The following is a 16,523-nucleotide window of genomic DNA, read 5'->3' as shown; positions in this document are numbered from 1 at the left end:
AATACGGCCTTGCATCACGGCCTAGCCGTTCGGATTAAAGATGGGGGGCCGATTGAGGAGCAGCCAGTAAAGGCCTACCTCCCGAACGGCTTCGGTGAACTGTTCGAAGTCGACGGGTTTGACAATGTAGCTGTTGACCCCCAGATTGTAAGTTTCCACGATATCGCGCTCTTCATGGGAGGAGGTCAAGACGACCACGGGGATGGCCCGGGTCCTCGCGTCGGCCTTGATCTTGCGGAGGACTTCGATCCCATCCACCTTGGGCAGTTTCAAATCGAGCAGGATCACCTTGGGTTTGTCCTCGATGTTCCGGCCCTGATAGGCCCCTGAGCCAAAGATATAGTCCAGGGCCTCAACGCCATCGCGCGTGACGTGGACTCGATTGGAAAGATTGTGTTTCTTGAAAGCATGCAGGGTGAGTTCCACGTCATTCGGGTTATCTTCCACCAGCAGGATTTCCACAGGTCTTTCACTCATGGCTCGTCTCTCCCTCCAAAGTAAAATAGAAAGTTGCTCCCTGGTCCAACGCGGCCTCGGCCCAAACGCGCCCTCCATGGCGAGAGATAATCCGCTGCACGATCGCCAGCCCCACGCCGGTGCCTTCATATTCTTCCAAGCGATGCAGCCGTTGAAAAACACCGAATAATTTCTGTGCATACTGCATGTCAAAGCCCACGCCGTTGTCCTTGACATAATAGGTGGCCCCGCCATTTCGACTCTGGCAGCCAATTTCAATGCCGGCCAACTCGCGTTTACGGGTAAATTTGAGCGCATTGGATAGCAGGTTCATGAAGACCTGTTTGAGCAGGGGTGAATCGGCGTGGCAGGCGGGCAAGGACCCCACCTTGATTTCCACCTTCCGGCCATCCTGCTCGGGGCGTAGATCTTCGATAGACTGGTTGACCAGATCTTGTGGCCGGACCACTTGCTTATTCAGGTTTTGACGGCTGAGCCTCGAGAAGGCGAGCAGGTCATCGATTAAATGACCCATCTGCCGGGCGTTGTCCCGTACCAATTGAAGATAGCGCTTGGCCTCGAAGGCAAGCTGGGAGCTGTAATCACTCAGCAGGATGCGCGAGAATCCATCCATGGCACGCAGCGGAGCGCGAAGGTCGTGGGAGACGGAATATGCGAACGCCTCCAGTTCCTGGTTGGCCGCTTCCAGCCGGGTGGTGCGGTCGAGCACACGTTGTTCCAGTTCAATGTTCAATCGGCGGACCTCTTCCTCCGAGCGCTTGCGCTCATTGATGTCCAGGATGTGCGTGATGAAATGGACGGGTTGGTGGTTCGCGTCCCTCAGGAGAAAAGTTCTCACAAACGCCCAGATGGGCTGTCCGTCCCGGCGGAGGTATCGCTTCTCAAAATCGGCGGATTCTGCCTTTCCGGATAGCACGCGCTTTAAGCCTTCGAGGCTGTTCTCCCGGTCGTCCGGGTGCGTCACCTCGTCAAAACCCCTGGCCAGCAGGTCCGGCTCCGTGTATCCGAGGAATTGGCAGAGGGCTTGGTTAACCCGCAGGAGACGGCCCTCAGGAGTGGTCAAGCACATGCCGACGGGCGCGTCATCGAAGGCGGTGCGGAATTGCGCCTCACTGTGACGCAACGCAGTATCGGCGCGCTTGCGCTCCGTGATGTTTTCGAAAACGGCGACAAAGCAATCTCTTTGCGGACTGTATACGGAGATCGAAAACCAGATTCCCAGGCCCTCAACATAAATCTCAAATGTTTCCGGCTTGCCCGTCGATGCCACCCGGCCATAAGCCTCGAATAATTCCGGAGTGGTCCTCCGTATCCCCGGAATCACCTCGGTGACCCTTTTCCCAACGACATTCTTCAGGCCGGTCAATTGCTCGAAGGCACGATTGACATCGAGATAGATGAAATCTTGGGGCTGATCGTGTTCAAAGATCATCCGGCAGTAGGCGTATCCTTCAAGCATGTTCTCGAACAAAGAGCGATAGCGCGCCTCGCTCTCTTTCATCCTCTGCTCGGTCAACCGCCGTGCCAGTTCCGCCTGGTATCCTTTGAGATAGAAACGGGCTGTCTGCTGTCTCCAAATGAATCCCAGACACAAGGCGGCGGAGAGGATCAGAATCCCCACGAACGCAATGACCCAGCGCGCTCGCTCGTAGAGGGGCCGGTAGACTTCATCTATGTCCACCTTAGAAACCATCGCCCAGGATGAATCAGGGATGACGCGTTTGACCGCGAGCACCTTGACGCCGCGGTAATCCACCCCCTCCACTGTTCCTTCCTGGCCCAATGCCGCCTGAACAGCCGGGACCTCCAGCTTGGTAAGAGGGATTCGGAGGGCTGGGGAAGCATTCCTGCGGTGGCGCAGATCATTCAAAAACAAAACGTCTTTCCCCTCGCGACGAACGAGCAGGGTTTCACCACTCTTACTGGGCGTGGGCCACGTCTGGATGAGCGGGTATAGGATGGTGCGAGGGTCGATTCGGAAAAGGAGAGCACCCACCAGAATCTTTTCCGAGCCCTTCCCCAGGACAAGGGGTGCAATCAGATCGATATCAAGATCCTTTCCTTGGTTCGATTCCCGAATGTCCGACAGAATTGCGTGGCGGGTGCTCAAGGCTTGCTTTACGAGATCGATCGTGAGGGGGTGGATCCGTTCATCCTCCGGGTTGGCAGATAACCTGATGTTTCCCAGGGCGTCGAATAAAAAAGCAGAGTTGTATTGATAGTTCTTCCTTCTGGATTCCATCCACGTCAGGATTTCCTGTTGCAGGGCAACGGAAGACGGGTCGTTGAGAAACTGCTGGATCCGGGCGGCAGTCCAGGGACCCCCAAAGATAACGTCGGCATCTCCCAGTCGAGCCTTCCGCCAACTCACAATCCCGTTGACCTTCAACTCGGCGATGGCGGAAAGCTCTTCGGCACTGCTTTGTTTGATATCTTTTCGCTGGTTGGAATAGTAATAGTAACCGGAAGCCCCAATGCTCACCGCCAGGATGAAAAACACCAAAAGGAGGAGTCGAGGCATGGAGGGAGGGTGGGTCCGCTTATCGATGGCAAGAACTGATTTCATGCGATGACCTTTGACTATGAACTGACCCTAAGAAGGTTCGCTGGTTGTGGGGGTCGAAGAGGTTCCGAAAGCGAGCTTGAGATGAGATTCAGCTTTTCTGAAAAACAGACGTAACCGAGCAGCAGCGCGGCCCGAAGGCTTGCGAAAACACTCCTACCCGTCCATTGTTATCGGATTTTTTCAGAGGAGCATTAGAGAATTCTTTTCAAGGAGTTGGAGGGGAAGTTTAAATTGTGCCTGATTTCAGATTCCGTCCACTAGGTCCAGACCCCCGGAATTCTTTCACCACAGAACTTGCACTTGCCGGCAGCCATGTTGTTGGCGTAAATCCGGAATCCTTTTCGCTCCATGAGCAGCTTCTTGCATCCATGGCAGTAAGTATTTTCGGCAGCATGCCCGGGGACATTGCCGACGTACACATAGTGCATTCCTGCTTGCATGGCGATTTCTCTCGCTTTGTCGAGGGTCGAAACAGGGGTCATGGGGAGCTGGCTGAGTTTATAGAGTGGAGAAAACCGTGTGAAGTGCAGGGGGCAATCGGCCAGTCCGTTGGCCGCCAGCCAGTCGCTCATCCTCTTGATCATGTCAAGATTGTCGGTCCAGCTCGGGACGACCAGATTTGTGATTTCCAGCCACACGCCCTCTTGCTTCAAGGTCTTGAGGGTATTCAGGATGGGCGCCAGTTTGCCCCCGGACAATCGGGCGTAGGTCCCATCCTCAAAGCACTTCAAATCGATATTGGCCGCGTCGAGATTCTTACACAGCAGGCGGAGGGGTTCTTGATTGATGTAGCCATTCGACTTAAAAACATTTCTAATTTTTTTCGCGCGGGCAAGCTTTGCCGTATCCAGCACATATTCGTAAAATGAAATTGGCTCCGAATAGGTATACGCAATCGATTCACAACCCGAATTGACACACTGGTCAACCACAGCTTGGGGCATTAAATCCGCATTGGCTGTTTCCTTTGGGCTGACTTGGGAAATTTGCCAGTTCTGGCAGTTCAGGCACCGGAAATTGCATCCGGCCGCAGCGATCGAGAAGGCCCGGGTGGTAGGAAGAAAATGATAGAGCGGTTTCTTTTCGATGGGATCAATGTGAACTGCGCAGGGATTTCCATAGGCAATCGTGTAAAGCTTTCCCTGGTAGCTCACCCGGTTGCGACACTTCCCGGTGTCATCCAGTCCCAGTTGGCAGTAGTTGGGGCATTTCAGACAGGTGATGGTATTGCCTGTTCTTGAATAGAAAAGGGCTTCCTTGCTCCATTTCCCGGGACCTTCAGAGCCCAGAAGTACATTCGAGGTGCCGGTGAGATGCTCCAGCCAGTCCAGCCCGACAAGACACGCCCCCATCCCCAGGACACAGTACTTATTGAATCGTCTTCGAGTCAAATTCTTCTGTTCGATTAGTTCACACATGGGCCAACTCACTCTCTGAAAAAACGGTGGATCGGTTTCTATTGAGCGTCGTCACGACGGCACTCAGCAAGCTCAGGGATGCGACGACAAGACTGACTTTCGCAATGCCCAGGAGCGGGACCAGGAAGGTCGAGACAACCAGGGCGCCGATGGCCGAGCCTATGAGGTCGATGCTGTACAGTTCTGAGGCCACCGACTCAATTTTTCCCCTCCGAAGGGCTGAGGCGATGGAGAACTGCAGGCCGACGAGCGCTGCCACCGCAAAGGTGAGGAGGACGAAGATGGCGTGAATTATGAAGTCCCCCAGATGGGCTCCCTTCAATATCAAAAGGACGATGGGGAGCAGCAGGCAATAGACGCCAATGGCGCACTGGGTACCAATGAATCCCGGAACACCAAAAGGCCTGGATCGTTTCTGTCCGTAAAAGGATCCCGCCGCAAGCCCCGCCATGAACAGGGTAATGATCAAGCCGGTGGCCTGATAGACGTACCCATAAAGGATTTGAAACGAAATCAGCAGCAGAAGTTCCATGGAGGAGGCCGCGAATCCCCCCGTAAACAATCCGAAGCTGATCGTATTGAGCTTCGCCGTCACGAGCGCGAGAAGAACGATCAAGACGCCGCCCGGGATCCAGGGACTGAACTGCAGGGAGCTGAGCCAGTACATTAATTGGCGATAGTAGGCGATGGGAGCAAAATCTCTGTTCAAGACGGTCCGCCCTGAGAGATCCCGGACCATGGCATCACTTCTTTGGCGCAAGGAGAGATCGTCGACATAACTGGAATTCACATAGCTGTTGGCGATGTGGCGCTGTTCAATCCTGCGGGTGATTTCGATGTCCAACGGAGCGTCGGAGGCGAGATAGTAATTTCGCAGCCCGGGGACAATCAGCACATTCTTGAACGCCGTGCGCAGCGTATTGTTCATGATGGAACTGAGCAGCCGGGCTTCCGCACCCTGGTAGTCCACCGACGGGAGCAGGCTGAAGGAGACCACTGCCTCCGCATTCAGCTTCATCTTGAGCTGCCGAAGAAACTCTACGGTATAGTACCGGTTAATTTGCGCGGTCACCGGATCGGGCACATTGACTAAGGCGACGTCGTAGTGTCCGTCCGCATCTCTGAGGAATCTCCGGGCATCGTCCGTGAAGACATGAAGTTTGGGACTCGTTAATGCGGAGGTATAGTCTCTCCCCATCTCGATGAGCCAGGGATTGAGCTCCACATAATCGATTCGATCCACATCATACTTCAGGATCTCCCGGATCGTCCCTGAAATGCCGCCCGAGATGAGGAGGACGTTGCGGGGACGTGGATGTTGGACCATGGCATAGTGAACCGCTTCTTCATTCGACATCACATCATTTGTGGAGAAAAGAAGGACACTGTTCTCGTAAAAGTTCCTTTGCTCCCCTTGTTGGGTGAGGGTTAGGTTGCCGTAAGGGGTGTCCAGGTAAAAAAGGAGTTCCTGATTCCGGAACAGGAACCGCTTCGAAAGTGCATCCAGGTTGACCGTTAAAGCCAGCACCACAACCAGACCTCCCACGAGCGGGAGGGCGTACCTGAAGGCCGGCCTCCCATATTTCAAGGAGACAGAGAAACAGACACTGAGGTTAAAGACAGCGAGGAGGAGGAGGGCTTGAAAGGTCGAAAGCAGGAAAACGATCACGAGGTTGAACAGAAAGCCGCCCACGATACTCCCCAGGGATTCCCAGCAGTACACGCTGGCGATGAGATTGGAATTCCCCTGTTCCGAGGCGGTCTGTGCAAAGAGGGTGAAGAGGAGGCCTGAAATCACGCAGTAAGGGAGCAGGAGCAGAAATGAGCTGTACAGGCTTTCGACCAGCCCAATCAGGGCGCCCACAGGGAAAACAAGATTTCTGAGATAGCTCAGGAGGAAGACGGTGACGATTGGAAGCAGGGCAGTCAGAAGGAACAAAATGATGATGAGGTCCAGCCGATGTTTCGCCTTGCCGGCGAACCGTCCCAGAAATGACCCCACCCCGGTCAGAATCATCCAGCTGGCCAGCACAATCCCGATGACCAGTTCATTCCCGGAAAATACCGACAGAAATTCACGCAACAGGATCGTCTGCGTCATGATCGACGTAAAGCCAACTGCGCCGATGGCAAGCATGATCCTTCTGTCGACACTCGAATGAACCATAAAGATAGCACCCGGGATCGCCGGATCGTTGAAGGGGTGGCAAGCCGGATTTCCGAGAATTGGCCCCGGGCAAATCCCGGAATTCAGGTCAATGTTTCAGGATTTCTTTTTCACTGAACACGATCGCCTCGTAGACGTAGATTTCCGCGTCTTTCCACCCGTTCCAGCCCAGGCCCGCTTTGTCCTGGGCGCAATGACCCAGGAACTCTTCCTTCGTCCAGTGCGTATCGGTGGCCACCTGCGGCAGAAACGTTCCTGACTTCATTCCCCTGCGGAGATAGATGCCGTGCTTGCCCATTTCAATCTCATCGATGGAGTGGATGCGCCGCAACGGGGTGAGCACTGAGATTTCGATTTCAAGTTTGTTCAATTCTGCGGATTCCACGGGACCGAAGCGGGGATCTTCCGTTGCTGCGGCAACGGCCATTTGCTGGACCACCTTGTACAACGGCTCGCTCGCATCAAATCGTCCGATGCATCCTCTCAACTGGTCGTTCTTATTCAGCGTCACAAAGGCGCCGGTCTTCGTCCTGATGTTTTCAGAGAAAATGGACGCATCAATCTCAGGGACCCGCCGATTCCTGAGGTACTGATCGAGGGCCGACCGCGCGATTCCCAATAATTCCCCCTTTTCCTTATCGGTCAGGCCGAAGCCGCCACCGGGGGCCCCCTCCTGGAGTGACACAGCGATGGCGTAATACCCGACGACCTGCTGTCTCATGCCGGGATCCGCATCTCCCGAATTCTTGTATTGAATCGGCGTGTAGGTCACCCGGGAATTGTCTTGCGTCATATACAGCAACGTCAGCACGCCCGATAGCCCGCACATGCTGGTGGCCAGGTTGGGGATGCTTTTCAGGGCGTTGGCCCTGACGGTCTTCATCAGGTTTCCGGCGGAATTAGTCAACACGGCATCGCCCGTGGCCTTGTCGACGGTAACCGCATCAGCGTAAGCCGGATAGTGAGAGAAATCAGTGCTGATCACGAAGAGGTTTCTCGTATTCAAGTATGGGCGCAGGGCTTCCGCGATCTGCGCGTACATTTCGGCTGACCCGGAGCCTACGATGACGGGAACAATCCTGAAGTCCTTCTTCATCACCATCTGCAAAAAGGGAAGCTGCACTTCGATGCTGTGCTCCGCCTGATGAGCATCAACCCGGTCTGAAAGGAATTTGTGTTTCCGGACGAGTTCCTGGGCAAGCCTGGTGTTGACCTTGACCGTTCCCAGCGGCGTGACAAAATTGCCTTTGGAGTAAATAGAGGCGCCCTCAAAGCCAATGTGGTGGCTGGGACCCAAAATGAAAATGTTGTCGTATTCCTTTTCCGGATCGATTTGATTAAAACCCGAAGCGGCCACCTCTCCGGAGTAGGGATAACCCGCGTGCGGAGAAATAATGGCGATCACGTTTTTAAGATGCTTTGCGGGAACGGCTTTTGAGAACAACTGGTGGAGCATGGTCTCCAAATGTTCTCTCTCGGCCGGATAGAATTGTCCTGCGACGGCAGGTTGTCGATCTGTTTGCTCGATGTGTCCGGAAGACTGCGCATTTTGGGAGTTGCAGCCAGCAAAGAAACATAAACTCAAAATGAGAAGAAGATAGACCAGTCTGTTTTTCATGATGGCACCGGAATGAAGGCATTTGACGGAACGAGTCCCTTGCATGATCAAATCGCTCGAGGGCTGCGCTGTCTGGAAAGTCTAAGAAATCGATCTCTGGCTGGGCAATACCTGCTCGTGTGGAGTTACGCTCAAGCTCCCTTTCGATGGCAGAGAGCGGATTTCTCAAGTCTTCACCGTTCAGTCACCAGTGTGCTGAAACGGGAGTGGTAAGCCCCCTCAATGACGGGCAAGGGAGAATGGAAACCCTCCCTCCCCCTCATTTCTCCTCCATAGTATATCCCCTTCTCTGGGTGAACCGGTACCCAAACCAGATATTATTAGGAATCCGGGAAACCAGTGGATTGGTCGTCGACGTAAAGCCCCCGTGGCAGGATCATCCCATTCTCCTCAGATTGAAGCTTTATAACCTCCTGTTTTCCTGGCCTCCTGATAATGAATTTTTTGGCCCCTGTTACGACCAATCCTGTTGATAAGGCAAGTGAAGGCGTGCTCGCCAGTGAAGTCCACGAAATGTCGGATCCCCGGGAGTAGGATCGATGGGTGTCGCCATTTCAATGCTGACGTCGATTCAATCAACGCTCTAAAGCTTCTCTCACTGAATGCCGATAAGTGAATGCATGGTATAGCCACCATCCGTCGTCTGACGGAGGGATCACTCATATTAAGCAGGACGACTCTATGGCGCGTTTTCAGATCATTGAAGAGGTCCCCGCTCGGGCTGTTGTAAGGCTCGGCGCGACGTTGATGACCCCGTCCGGGCCCGTCCTGAAGTCGTATTTCACGGGGGGTCGCTAAGATGCGCTCCTTCCGGGACATCTCCATAAGTCGAAAGCTCGCCTTGATAATCACGCTGACCAGTGCGGCGGCGCTGGTACTGGCCTGCGTGGCTTTTGGAGCCTACGATGTGATCGTATCTCGCAGGGCGGCCCTGCGGAATCTGTCCACGATGGCAGAAATGATCGCCAACAACAGCACCGCCGCGCTTAGTTTCGGCGATCAGCAGGCCGCGGGGGAAACCCTCTCGGCCCTGCGTGTTGACCCGGCGATTGTCGCGGCGTGCCTTTATACAGAAGACGGGAAAGTGCTGACCACCTACCCGGGCGGAAACATCGCCCCGCCGCACCTGCCGGAAAGGCCTTCCTCGGATGGAGTCTGGTTCGATGGAGGACACCTGGTTTTGTTCAAACCTGTAGTTCTGCAGGGCGAAAGGATCGGGACGATTTACCTTCGATCCGACCTTCAAGAGTTGAACGCCCGGATGAAGCGATACGTGCTGATCATGGGCCTTGTCCTGTTGATGGCGGTTCTGGTGGCCGGGCTGTTGTCCACCCGATTGCAGCGCGTCATCTCCGGGCCGATCCTGGAATTGGCCGAGACGGCCAGGGTGGTTTCGGTCGAGAAGAATTATGGAGTCCGGGCCCGCCAGCACCGTGATGATGAACTGGGAATGCTCACCACCGCGTTCAACGAGATGCTGAGCCAGATCCAGGCGAGAGACGGGGCGCTTGAACAGGCCCGCAATGAATTGGAGCATCGGGTCATAGGGCGGACCCGGGAGTTGCAGAAGGAAATCGATGAGCGCTCCCGCGCCGAGATCGAGATTCTGTTGCAGAAGGTGCGCTTTCAGCAGCTCTATGAAAACGCACCCATTGGAATCGCCATGCTGGATAAGGAAGAGAAAATCCTGCATGTGAATCAGAGTTTTGAGAATATCTTTCAGTATTCCTTCAAGGAGATTCAGGGGCTGCCCATCAATGAAGTCATTGTCCCCCAGTCATGCTTCGAAGAGGCTTCTGGATTTTCAGGGACAGTGCTGGGGGGGGATGTCGTCTGCCGGGAGAGCTTGAGGAAGAGAAAAGACGGAAGCTTGATGCCCGTCGAAATTTACGGGGTGCCCATCCTGGTGGAGAAGAATCTCGAGGGAATCTATGCGATGTATGTCGATATTACCGAGCGCAAGCGGGCAGAGGCAGAGCTGCAAAAGGCGAAGGTGGCTGCCGAAGCGGCCTCTCGGGCCAAGAGCGAATTTCTAGCCACCATGAGCCACGAGATTCGCACCCCCATGAACGGGATTATCGGAATGACCGAGCTGGCGCTTGAAACGGATCTCTCCGAAGAGCAACGGGAATATCTGGGCCTGGTCCGGTCCTCCGCAAATGTCCTCTTGTCCCTGATCAATGACATTCTTGATTTTTCAAAGATCGAGGCGGGCAAACTCGAGTTGGATCCCATCCGGTTCAACCTGCGAGACAGCCTCGACAACATCATCAGGACACTGGCCTTGAAAGAAATTGACAAGGGACTGGAGCTGGCCTGCCATGTGCGACCGGATGTGCCGGACGTTCTCATTGGCGACGCCGGCCGCCTGCGTCAGGTCATTGTCAATCTGGTCGGCAATGCCATCAAATTTACTGAGGCGGGCGAAGTGGTTCTCCACGTTGAAGTCGAATCCCGGGCGGAACCCAAGGTGCAACTGCACTTTGCTGTGGCAGACACCGGGATCGGCATCCCCGCGGACAAGCAGCAGACCATTTTTGAGGCCTTCTCGCAGGCCGACAACTCGACCACCCGCAAGTATGGCGGGACCGGCCTGGGCCTGGCGATCTCTTCTCGAATCATTGAGTCAATGGGTGGACGCATCTGGGTCGAGAGCGAAGTCAATCGGGGAAGCACGTTTCACTTCACGGCATCCTTTGAACTAGAGAAGGCTGAAGAGCACTTTGAGACGATACGGCCGATGGATTTGAGGGAGCTACCCGTTCTCGTGGTCGACGACAACGCCACCAACCAGCGCATCCTGGATGACGTTCTGACGAGCTGGCGGATGCGGCCGACGGTAGTCGACAACGGAAAAGCTGCCTTGATCGCCCTTCAGCAGGCATGGGAATCAAGTGCCCCGTTTCCGCTGGTCCTGCTCGATGTGGACATGCCCCTCATGGACGGGTTTACGGTCGCTGAGCAAATCAAGCAAGACGTCCATCTGGCGGGTGTCAAAATCATCATGTTAACTTCGGGCGGTCAGCGAGGCGACGCCCTGCGCTGCCGGGATCTGGGCATTTCCACGTACTTGTCGAAGCCAATCAAGCACTCCGATCTGTTCGATGCTATCGTGGGCGTGCTCAGCGCCCGGCCCATGCAAAAAGGTCTATCACCACTCGTCACACACCATTCCGGGCCGGTTCCCCACAAGCCCCTTCATATTCTTCTGGCTGAGGACAATGTCGTCAATCAAAAGGTCGCGGTCCATATGCTGGAAAAACACGGATACACCGTCGTCGTGGCGAACAATGGCCGCGAGACGCTTCGCCGAATGGAGACGGAGGCGTTCGACCTTGTGCTGATGGACATGCAAATGCCGGAAATGAACGGCTTCGAAGCCACTGCGGCCATCAGGGAACGAGAAATGGGGACCGGCGGGCACGTCCCGATCATTGCCTTGACCGCTCATGCTATTCGGGGTGACGAAGAACGCTGTTTGGCGGCCGGGATGGACGGCTATGTGCCCAAGCCCATTCAAGCCACCCGGCTCTTCGAGGCAATTGAAAAACAGATTTCCGCCGCGAGTTCGAGGAACACGGGGATATCCCCGTTAGCGCCAACCGAGAAGAGAGCCGAAGGCGCGGCCGAGGTGTCACCCTCACGTCCCGACGAAAGGGAAGCCATCGACAGGGAGGCGATTCTGGCCCTGGCTGATGGAGATCCGGACTTTCTGAGGGAGATCCGAGATGTGTTTCTTGAGAGTACCTCCCAACTCTTGTCCGAGATCCGGGGTGCAATCACACAAGGAAATAGCAAGGCCCTTGAGCGTTCAGCCCATACCCTGAAAGGTGCTGTGAGTAACTTCGGCGCCAAAGGAGCGACTGAGGCTGCACAGAAATTAGAGAAATTGGGACGCGAGAACGATCTCGTATTGGCCCACGAGGTTTACGCCAAACTCAAGGCGGAGATCGACTGGATCATCCCGGCCTTGGCAACGCTTGCGGAGTAGGGAGTGTTACGAAAATCGTCATAGCCGAAGATGAAGTGTCATCCCGTTAGAGTGCCCAAGTCGGCTTGCGCGATGGTTCGGCGCCCCGTCCTTTGCCGACGAAGTGAGCGCGACACTGGCTCCGGACTGTGAAAGCGGCAGCAAGCGGCCAGACTCCAAAGACGCTCCGAAGACGCGGCGTGAAAAGCTTTTCTCCACCCCTCCTTAATTCCCGACTCCGATCCTTATCCCTCGAAGTCTCAACGAACAAGCTTGATTGTTAAAGGTTCGCGGGTTCATACTATAAGCAGTTTGCGGACTTACCACTTTTGGCGTTTTAAAGACGCCTGGCTTTCGGCAGATACGGGGCATTCACACGTGTCGGAATTCCGGCCGCCCATAGAATTGTGAGCGTCAAGGAGAGGGAGAGTTGATGATTGAGAGCAAACGCACTCGTCCCTCCTTGAGACCGTTTCCTTTGTAGAATGCACTTCAAGAATCATTCCAGGATGCAGAACCGCCGTGATGGTGACTGATCCGCTTTCTGCCCAAGGTGGGTTGCTCCAGATTGTTCTGTGGCGAGTTCGCATGGGCTGAGTCGGACTTGATGTTTGGCCCGTGAAGCTTGGTTCTGCGGAGAATCAGTAACGGGGTGGTTTCCTCGACCGTATGGCTCTGACAACCGGTACACGACTTTGTGCCTACGAAATACTCGGCTCCCTCGGCGCTGGCGGGATGGGTGAGGTTTACAGGGCGCTGGACACCAAGCTCGGACGGGAAGTGGCGATCAAGGTCATCCCCGAGGCCCTCGCGGGGGATGCCCTGAGGCTGTCCCGGTTCGAGCGCGAAGCACGCCTTCTCGCCGCCCTCAATCACCCGAACATCGGCGCCATTTATGGACTTGAGGACTGCGAGGGGGTGCGCTTCCTCGTTCTGGAGCTTGTTCCCGGTCTGACCCTCGCTGACAAAATCGCCGTCGCCCCCTTGTCCCTCCAGGATAGCCTCCAGTTTGCCAGGCAGATTGCAGAGGGGTTGGAGGCGGCTCACGAGAAGGGCATTATCCATCGCGACCTGAAGCCATCGAACATCAAGATCACTCCGGAGGGGAAGGTCAAGGTCCTCGATTTTGGGCTGGCCAAAGGAACGGATAGGGAGAATACAACGGATGAAATTTCGGAATCTCCCACGCTCACCGTGGAGGGAACCACGCAAGGCACCGTTCTGGGTACAGCAGCTTACATGAGTCCGGAACAAGCGCGGGGCAAGCCCGTCGACAGAAGGACCGACATCTGGTCGTTCGGCTGTGTCGTTTATGAAATGTTGTGCGGCAGGAAGGCCTTTGACGGGGAGACCCGGTCGGACAAGATTGCGGCCATCCTCACCCAGGAGCCTGAGTGGGAGGCGCTGCCCGGCGAGACCCCGAGCCTCATCCGGGATTTGCTTCAGCGGTGCATGCAGAAGGAGTTGAGAAATCGTCTCCGGGACATCGGAGATGCGCGGATGGAGATTGAAGCGGTCCTGGCTGCACCTGATCGGACAGGGGGTTGGCTGGGGAAGCACCTTTACCAGCTCCTGGGAGTGCTTCTGATCGCACTGGTGCTGCTGGTGTCCTGGGTTGTCCGGAAGTCCCCTACTTCGCAGCGAGACTCCCTCCCCGCTCAAAAACACCTCATTGTCATGCCGTTCAAGGATCTGAGCGGCGACCCCAACGGGCAGCTTTTTGCAGAGGGTTTTGCGGCGGTGGTGAGCGCCCACCTGCAAGACGTCTCCGGCGTCCAGGTGATGACTCCGGCCATGGTTCGAAGCCTCTCGGTCCCCGAAACGGATCTTCCCCGAATTGTGAGGGAGTTGGGGGCGAACCTGATTCTGAGCGCTTCCGTGCAGCGAGTGGGCGACCGACTCCGGGTGGTCTATTCACTTTTAAGTGGATCAAGGCGGAGTCAAATTGATGGAGATACGGTGGACGGTTCCGCCGAAGATCTTTTTGCCCTGGAGGATCGCGTGGCCCAGAGCGTCGTGAATAAGCTGCAATTGCAGTTTCCGGTGCGGACCGAGCCTCCCCAGCGAACCGGTTTGGAAACCGCTGCGGCCCACGATCACTACCTCCAGGCGCTGGGTTACTTGCAGCGATTTGAGAATGAGTCCTCCGTGGACAGCGGAATTGCCCTGCTCAAGGAATTGGCGAGGACCGGGTCGGACTCGGCGCTCGTTGAGGCGGGTCTATGCCGGGCCTATCTCTACAAGTACGATTTAAGCCACGAAACCACCTGGGCACAACAGGCCATCACCCTGTGCCAGCGCGCTGAGCAACTCGATCCCCGGATGCCGGAGGTCCATGTGACCCTCGGTCTCCTCAAAACGCGCACAGGCCACGCCGTGGAGGGGATCGAACAATTCCAGCAGGCGCTGTCGAAACAGCCTTACTCCGCCGATGCGACACTCGGATTAGCCGAAGCCTACGAGAAAGCGGGCAAGCTTTCAGAAGCTGAGACCACTTACGCCCGAGCCCTTCAACTTCAGCCCGATTACTGGTCCGGATACAACAAGCTGGGGAAATTCTATTTCGAACGCGGTCAGTATCCCAAGGCCCTCAAGATGTTTCAACGTGTCGTGGGGCTCTCTCCGGATAATGCACGCGGCTATTACAATCTCGGGGCCGCCCTTCAACAGATCGATCGAACGGATGAGGCCCGGGCCGCTTACTTGAAGTCGATTGATCTGAATCCCACCGGGGACGCCTATTCGAACCTGGGGACGCTCGAATACGCCCTCGGTCGCTACCATGAAGCCGCGGAGGCTTACGAGAAAGCCGTAGCGCTGAAGCCCGGATACTATGTGCTTTGGGCCAACCTGGGGGATGCGTATCGATGGACACCAGGAATGCAACCGCGTGCCAAGGACTCATACATCAAGGCCATTCAGCTTGCCACAAGGGACTTGCAGGTTAATCCGGGCGACGCTGAAGCTTATTTGACGCGGGCCCTCTGTCTTGCCAAGACGGGCGATGTCAAGGAGGCGCAGAAAGACCTTCGCCGAGCCATGGATCTGGATCCAAACGATCCCAACAACCTCTTCCAGGCCGCCGAAGTCGACAACCTCTGTGGCAAGAAACAGGAAGCTCTAAACTGGATTCGCAGGGCAGTCGAGGGGGGGTATCCCGTCGCCGATATTGCCCGGGATCCAGAGCTGGCCAACCTGCGAAACGAAGGAGCCTTTCAGGAAGCCCTGAAAACGGGAGCAAGACCTAAATCATCGAACCACCAATAACACAGAAGGAGGATCAAGTGCCATTTCACAATGAAGTTCCCATCATGGTCTTCGCCGAAGATCTGAACGATCCGAATAGCGTCGTGGTTGTGCCGGACGAGGCCTACGTCATCTCCAATAAACAAAAACCCCACTGGGTCTCCTGGCAGGGAGAAGTAGTGGACGTCGAGTTCGAAAAGGCCTCCGGGAGCCCTGAGAAGCCGGCCTGCAACCGGGGACATGCGAAGTCGAAAAGCCATCCCCTCACACCGGGGAGTTATAAATATACGGTTTCACTGCGAGTCAACGGAAAGATCTACAAGGGCGATCCCAGACTTGTGGTCGGGAACTGAGAGCATACGAACTCGGCCGGATCGACGGAAAGAAGGATCCCTCGATCATTGTTCCACCATTTGATCGTCAACTCGAATCCTTCCGGATACAGAAATGGTGCGTTCACCGCCTGCAGCGAGGCTGCTGCCCCGGACGGCGGTGACCGCTGTCCTCTACCCGGCGGGGGTTGAATTTCCGGGGTTCGAGAGGTTCGAGGAGTTCCAGTCGCTTGTAATGGAAGTGCGAATTTGGGTCAAAATCGCTTCGCGCAAAGGGGTGGGAACCATGCCAAACCAACAGACCACACGGTTTCGCTTTCTGGCGGGGATACTCTTAACAGGCTTGATCCTGTCGCTGCAAGTTTGCACAGCGCGCAATAAAATTCCCCCCGAGGTCTCAGCGGATTTCAACTTCGAGTCCAGCGGTAGAGTCAGCGTCAGCCCGGACCCGATTTATGTCAAGGCGGGAAAACAGAAGGTGCATTGGCATTACAAAGTGGACCGGTTGGAAATTCGCTTCGGCGACGATCGACCCTTTCCAGACCCTGACTGCAAGAACGGCAACTGCGTTTCAGACATTCCGGGCACGGACAAGATTCGTGATACCCCCTATAAGTACACGGTCTCGGGAAGCGACAAAGGCAAGCCCTTCCAGTTGGATCCTCGACTCATCATCGGGAATTGAACTTGAAAACCGACCTTATCGTGCGAAGACGCCGAGACGCAAGT

9 protein-coding genes are annotated in these 16,523 nt (G+C 55.6%); 4 read left to right on the top strand and 5 right to left on the bottom strand.

Annotation, left to right across the window (positions count from 1 at the left end; all coding sequences use genetic code 11):
* Positions 1-21 precede the first annotated feature (21 nt).
* The 5 genes from LAO21_15875 to amrB all read right to left on the bottom strand — a co-directional run bounded on the left by LAO21_15875 (position 22) and on the right by amrB (position 8,246).
* On the bottom strand, positions 22-477 hold the full coding sequence (locus LAO21_15875) for a response regulator (GenBank protein ID MBZ5554195.1): 456 nt from the start codon (positions 475-477) through the stop codon (positions 22-24).
* Positions 470-3,043 (bottom strand): PAS domain S-box protein, encoded by a 2,574-nt coding sequence (locus tag LAO21_15870; GenBank protein ID MBZ5554194.1) that lies wholly within the window; start codon positions 3,041-3,043, stop codon positions 470-472. The genes LAO21_15875 and LAO21_15870 overlap by 8 nt, the downstream gene beginning before the upstream one ends.
* 257 nt (positions 3,044-3,300) lie before the next feature.
* Positions 3,301-4,395, bottom strand: a complete 1,095-nt coding sequence (gene amrS, locus LAO21_15865; GenBank protein ID MBZ5554193.1) for an AmmeMemoRadiSam system radical SAM enzyme — start codon at positions 4,393-4,395, stop codon at positions 3,301-3,303.
* Between the two features lie 58 nt (positions 4,396-4,453).
* A complete protein-coding gene (locus tag LAO21_15860) occupies positions 4,454-6,598 on the bottom strand; it encodes a fused MFS/spermidine synthase (protein MBZ5554192.1) in 2,145 nt (714 codons plus the stop codon).
* A 118-nt stretch (positions 6,599-6,716) separates the two neighbouring features.
* Positions 6,717-8,246, bottom strand: coding sequence for an AmmeMemoRadiSam system protein B (gene amrB, locus LAO21_15855; GenBank protein MBZ5554191.1), 1,530 nt, complete (start codon positions 8,244-8,246; stop codon positions 6,717-6,719).
* Positions 8,247-9,087: 841 nt separating this feature from the next.
* Here amrB and LAO21_15850 point away from each other — a divergent pair.
* The 4 genes from LAO21_15850 to LAO21_15835 all read left to right on the top strand — a co-directional run bounded on the left by LAO21_15850 (position 9,088) and on the right by LAO21_15835 (position 16,479).
* Positions 9,088-12,237 (top strand): response regulator, encoded by a 3,150-nt coding sequence (locus LAO21_15850; protein ID MBZ5554190.1) that lies wholly within the window; start codon positions 9,088-9,090, stop codon positions 12,235-12,237.
* A 648-nt stretch (positions 12,238-12,885) separates the two neighbouring features.
* Entirely contained in the window at positions 12,886-15,483 is a 2,598-nt protein-coding gene (locus tag LAO21_15845; protein MBZ5554189.1) for a protein kinase, read from the top strand.
* Positions 15,484-15,500: 17 nt separating this feature from the next.
* On the top strand, positions 15,501-15,815 hold the full coding sequence (locus tag LAO21_15840; protein ID MBZ5554188.1) for a hypothetical protein: 315 nt from the start codon (positions 15,501-15,503) through the stop codon (positions 15,813-15,815).
* Between the two features lie 94 nt (positions 15,816-15,909).
* Positions 15,910-16,479: a hypothetical protein gene (locus LAO21_15835; GenBank protein ID MBZ5554187.1), complete on the top strand. Its 570-nt coding sequence runs from the start codon at positions 15,910-15,912 to the stop codon at positions 16,477-16,479.
* The last annotated feature ends 44 nt before the right edge of the window (positions 16,480-16,523 follow it).

This window comes from Terriglobia bacterium (genome assembly GCA_020073085.1).
Classification (GTDB): Bacteria; Acidobacteriota; Terriglobia; order JAIQFV01; family JAIQFV01; genus JAIQFV01.
This window is presented reverse-complemented; position numbering and strand designations above follow the sequence as displayed.

Bases quoted from the DNA above. Each gene is read 5' to 3' on its own strand.
- LAO21_15875 (MBZ5554195.1), bottom strand. From the start codon at position 477: ATGAGTGAAAGACCTGTGGAAATCCTGCTGGTGGAAGATAACCCGAAT.
- LAO21_15870 (MBZ5554194.1), bottom strand. From the start codon at position 3,043: ATGAAATCAGTTCTTGCCATCGATAAGCGGACCCACCCTCCCTCCATG.
- amrS (MBZ5554193.1), bottom strand. From the start codon at position 4,395: ATGGGGGCGTGTCTTGTCGGGCTGGACTGGCTGGAGCATCTCACCGGC.
- LAO21_15860 (MBZ5554192.1), bottom strand. From the start codon at position 6,598: ATGCTTGCCATCGGCGCAGTTGGCTTTACGTCGATCATGACGCAGACG.
- amrB (MBZ5554191.1), bottom strand. From the start codon at position 8,246: ATGAAAAACAGACTGGTCTATCTTCTTCTCATTTTGAGTTTATGTTTC.
- LAO21_15845 (MBZ5554189.1), top strand. From the start codon at position 12,886: ATGGCTCTGACAACCGGTACACGACTTTGTGCCTACGAAATACTCGGC.
- LAO21_15835 (MBZ5554187.1), top strand. From the start codon at position 15,910: ATGGTGCGTTCACCGCCTGCAGCGAGGCTGCTGCCCCGGACGGCGGTG.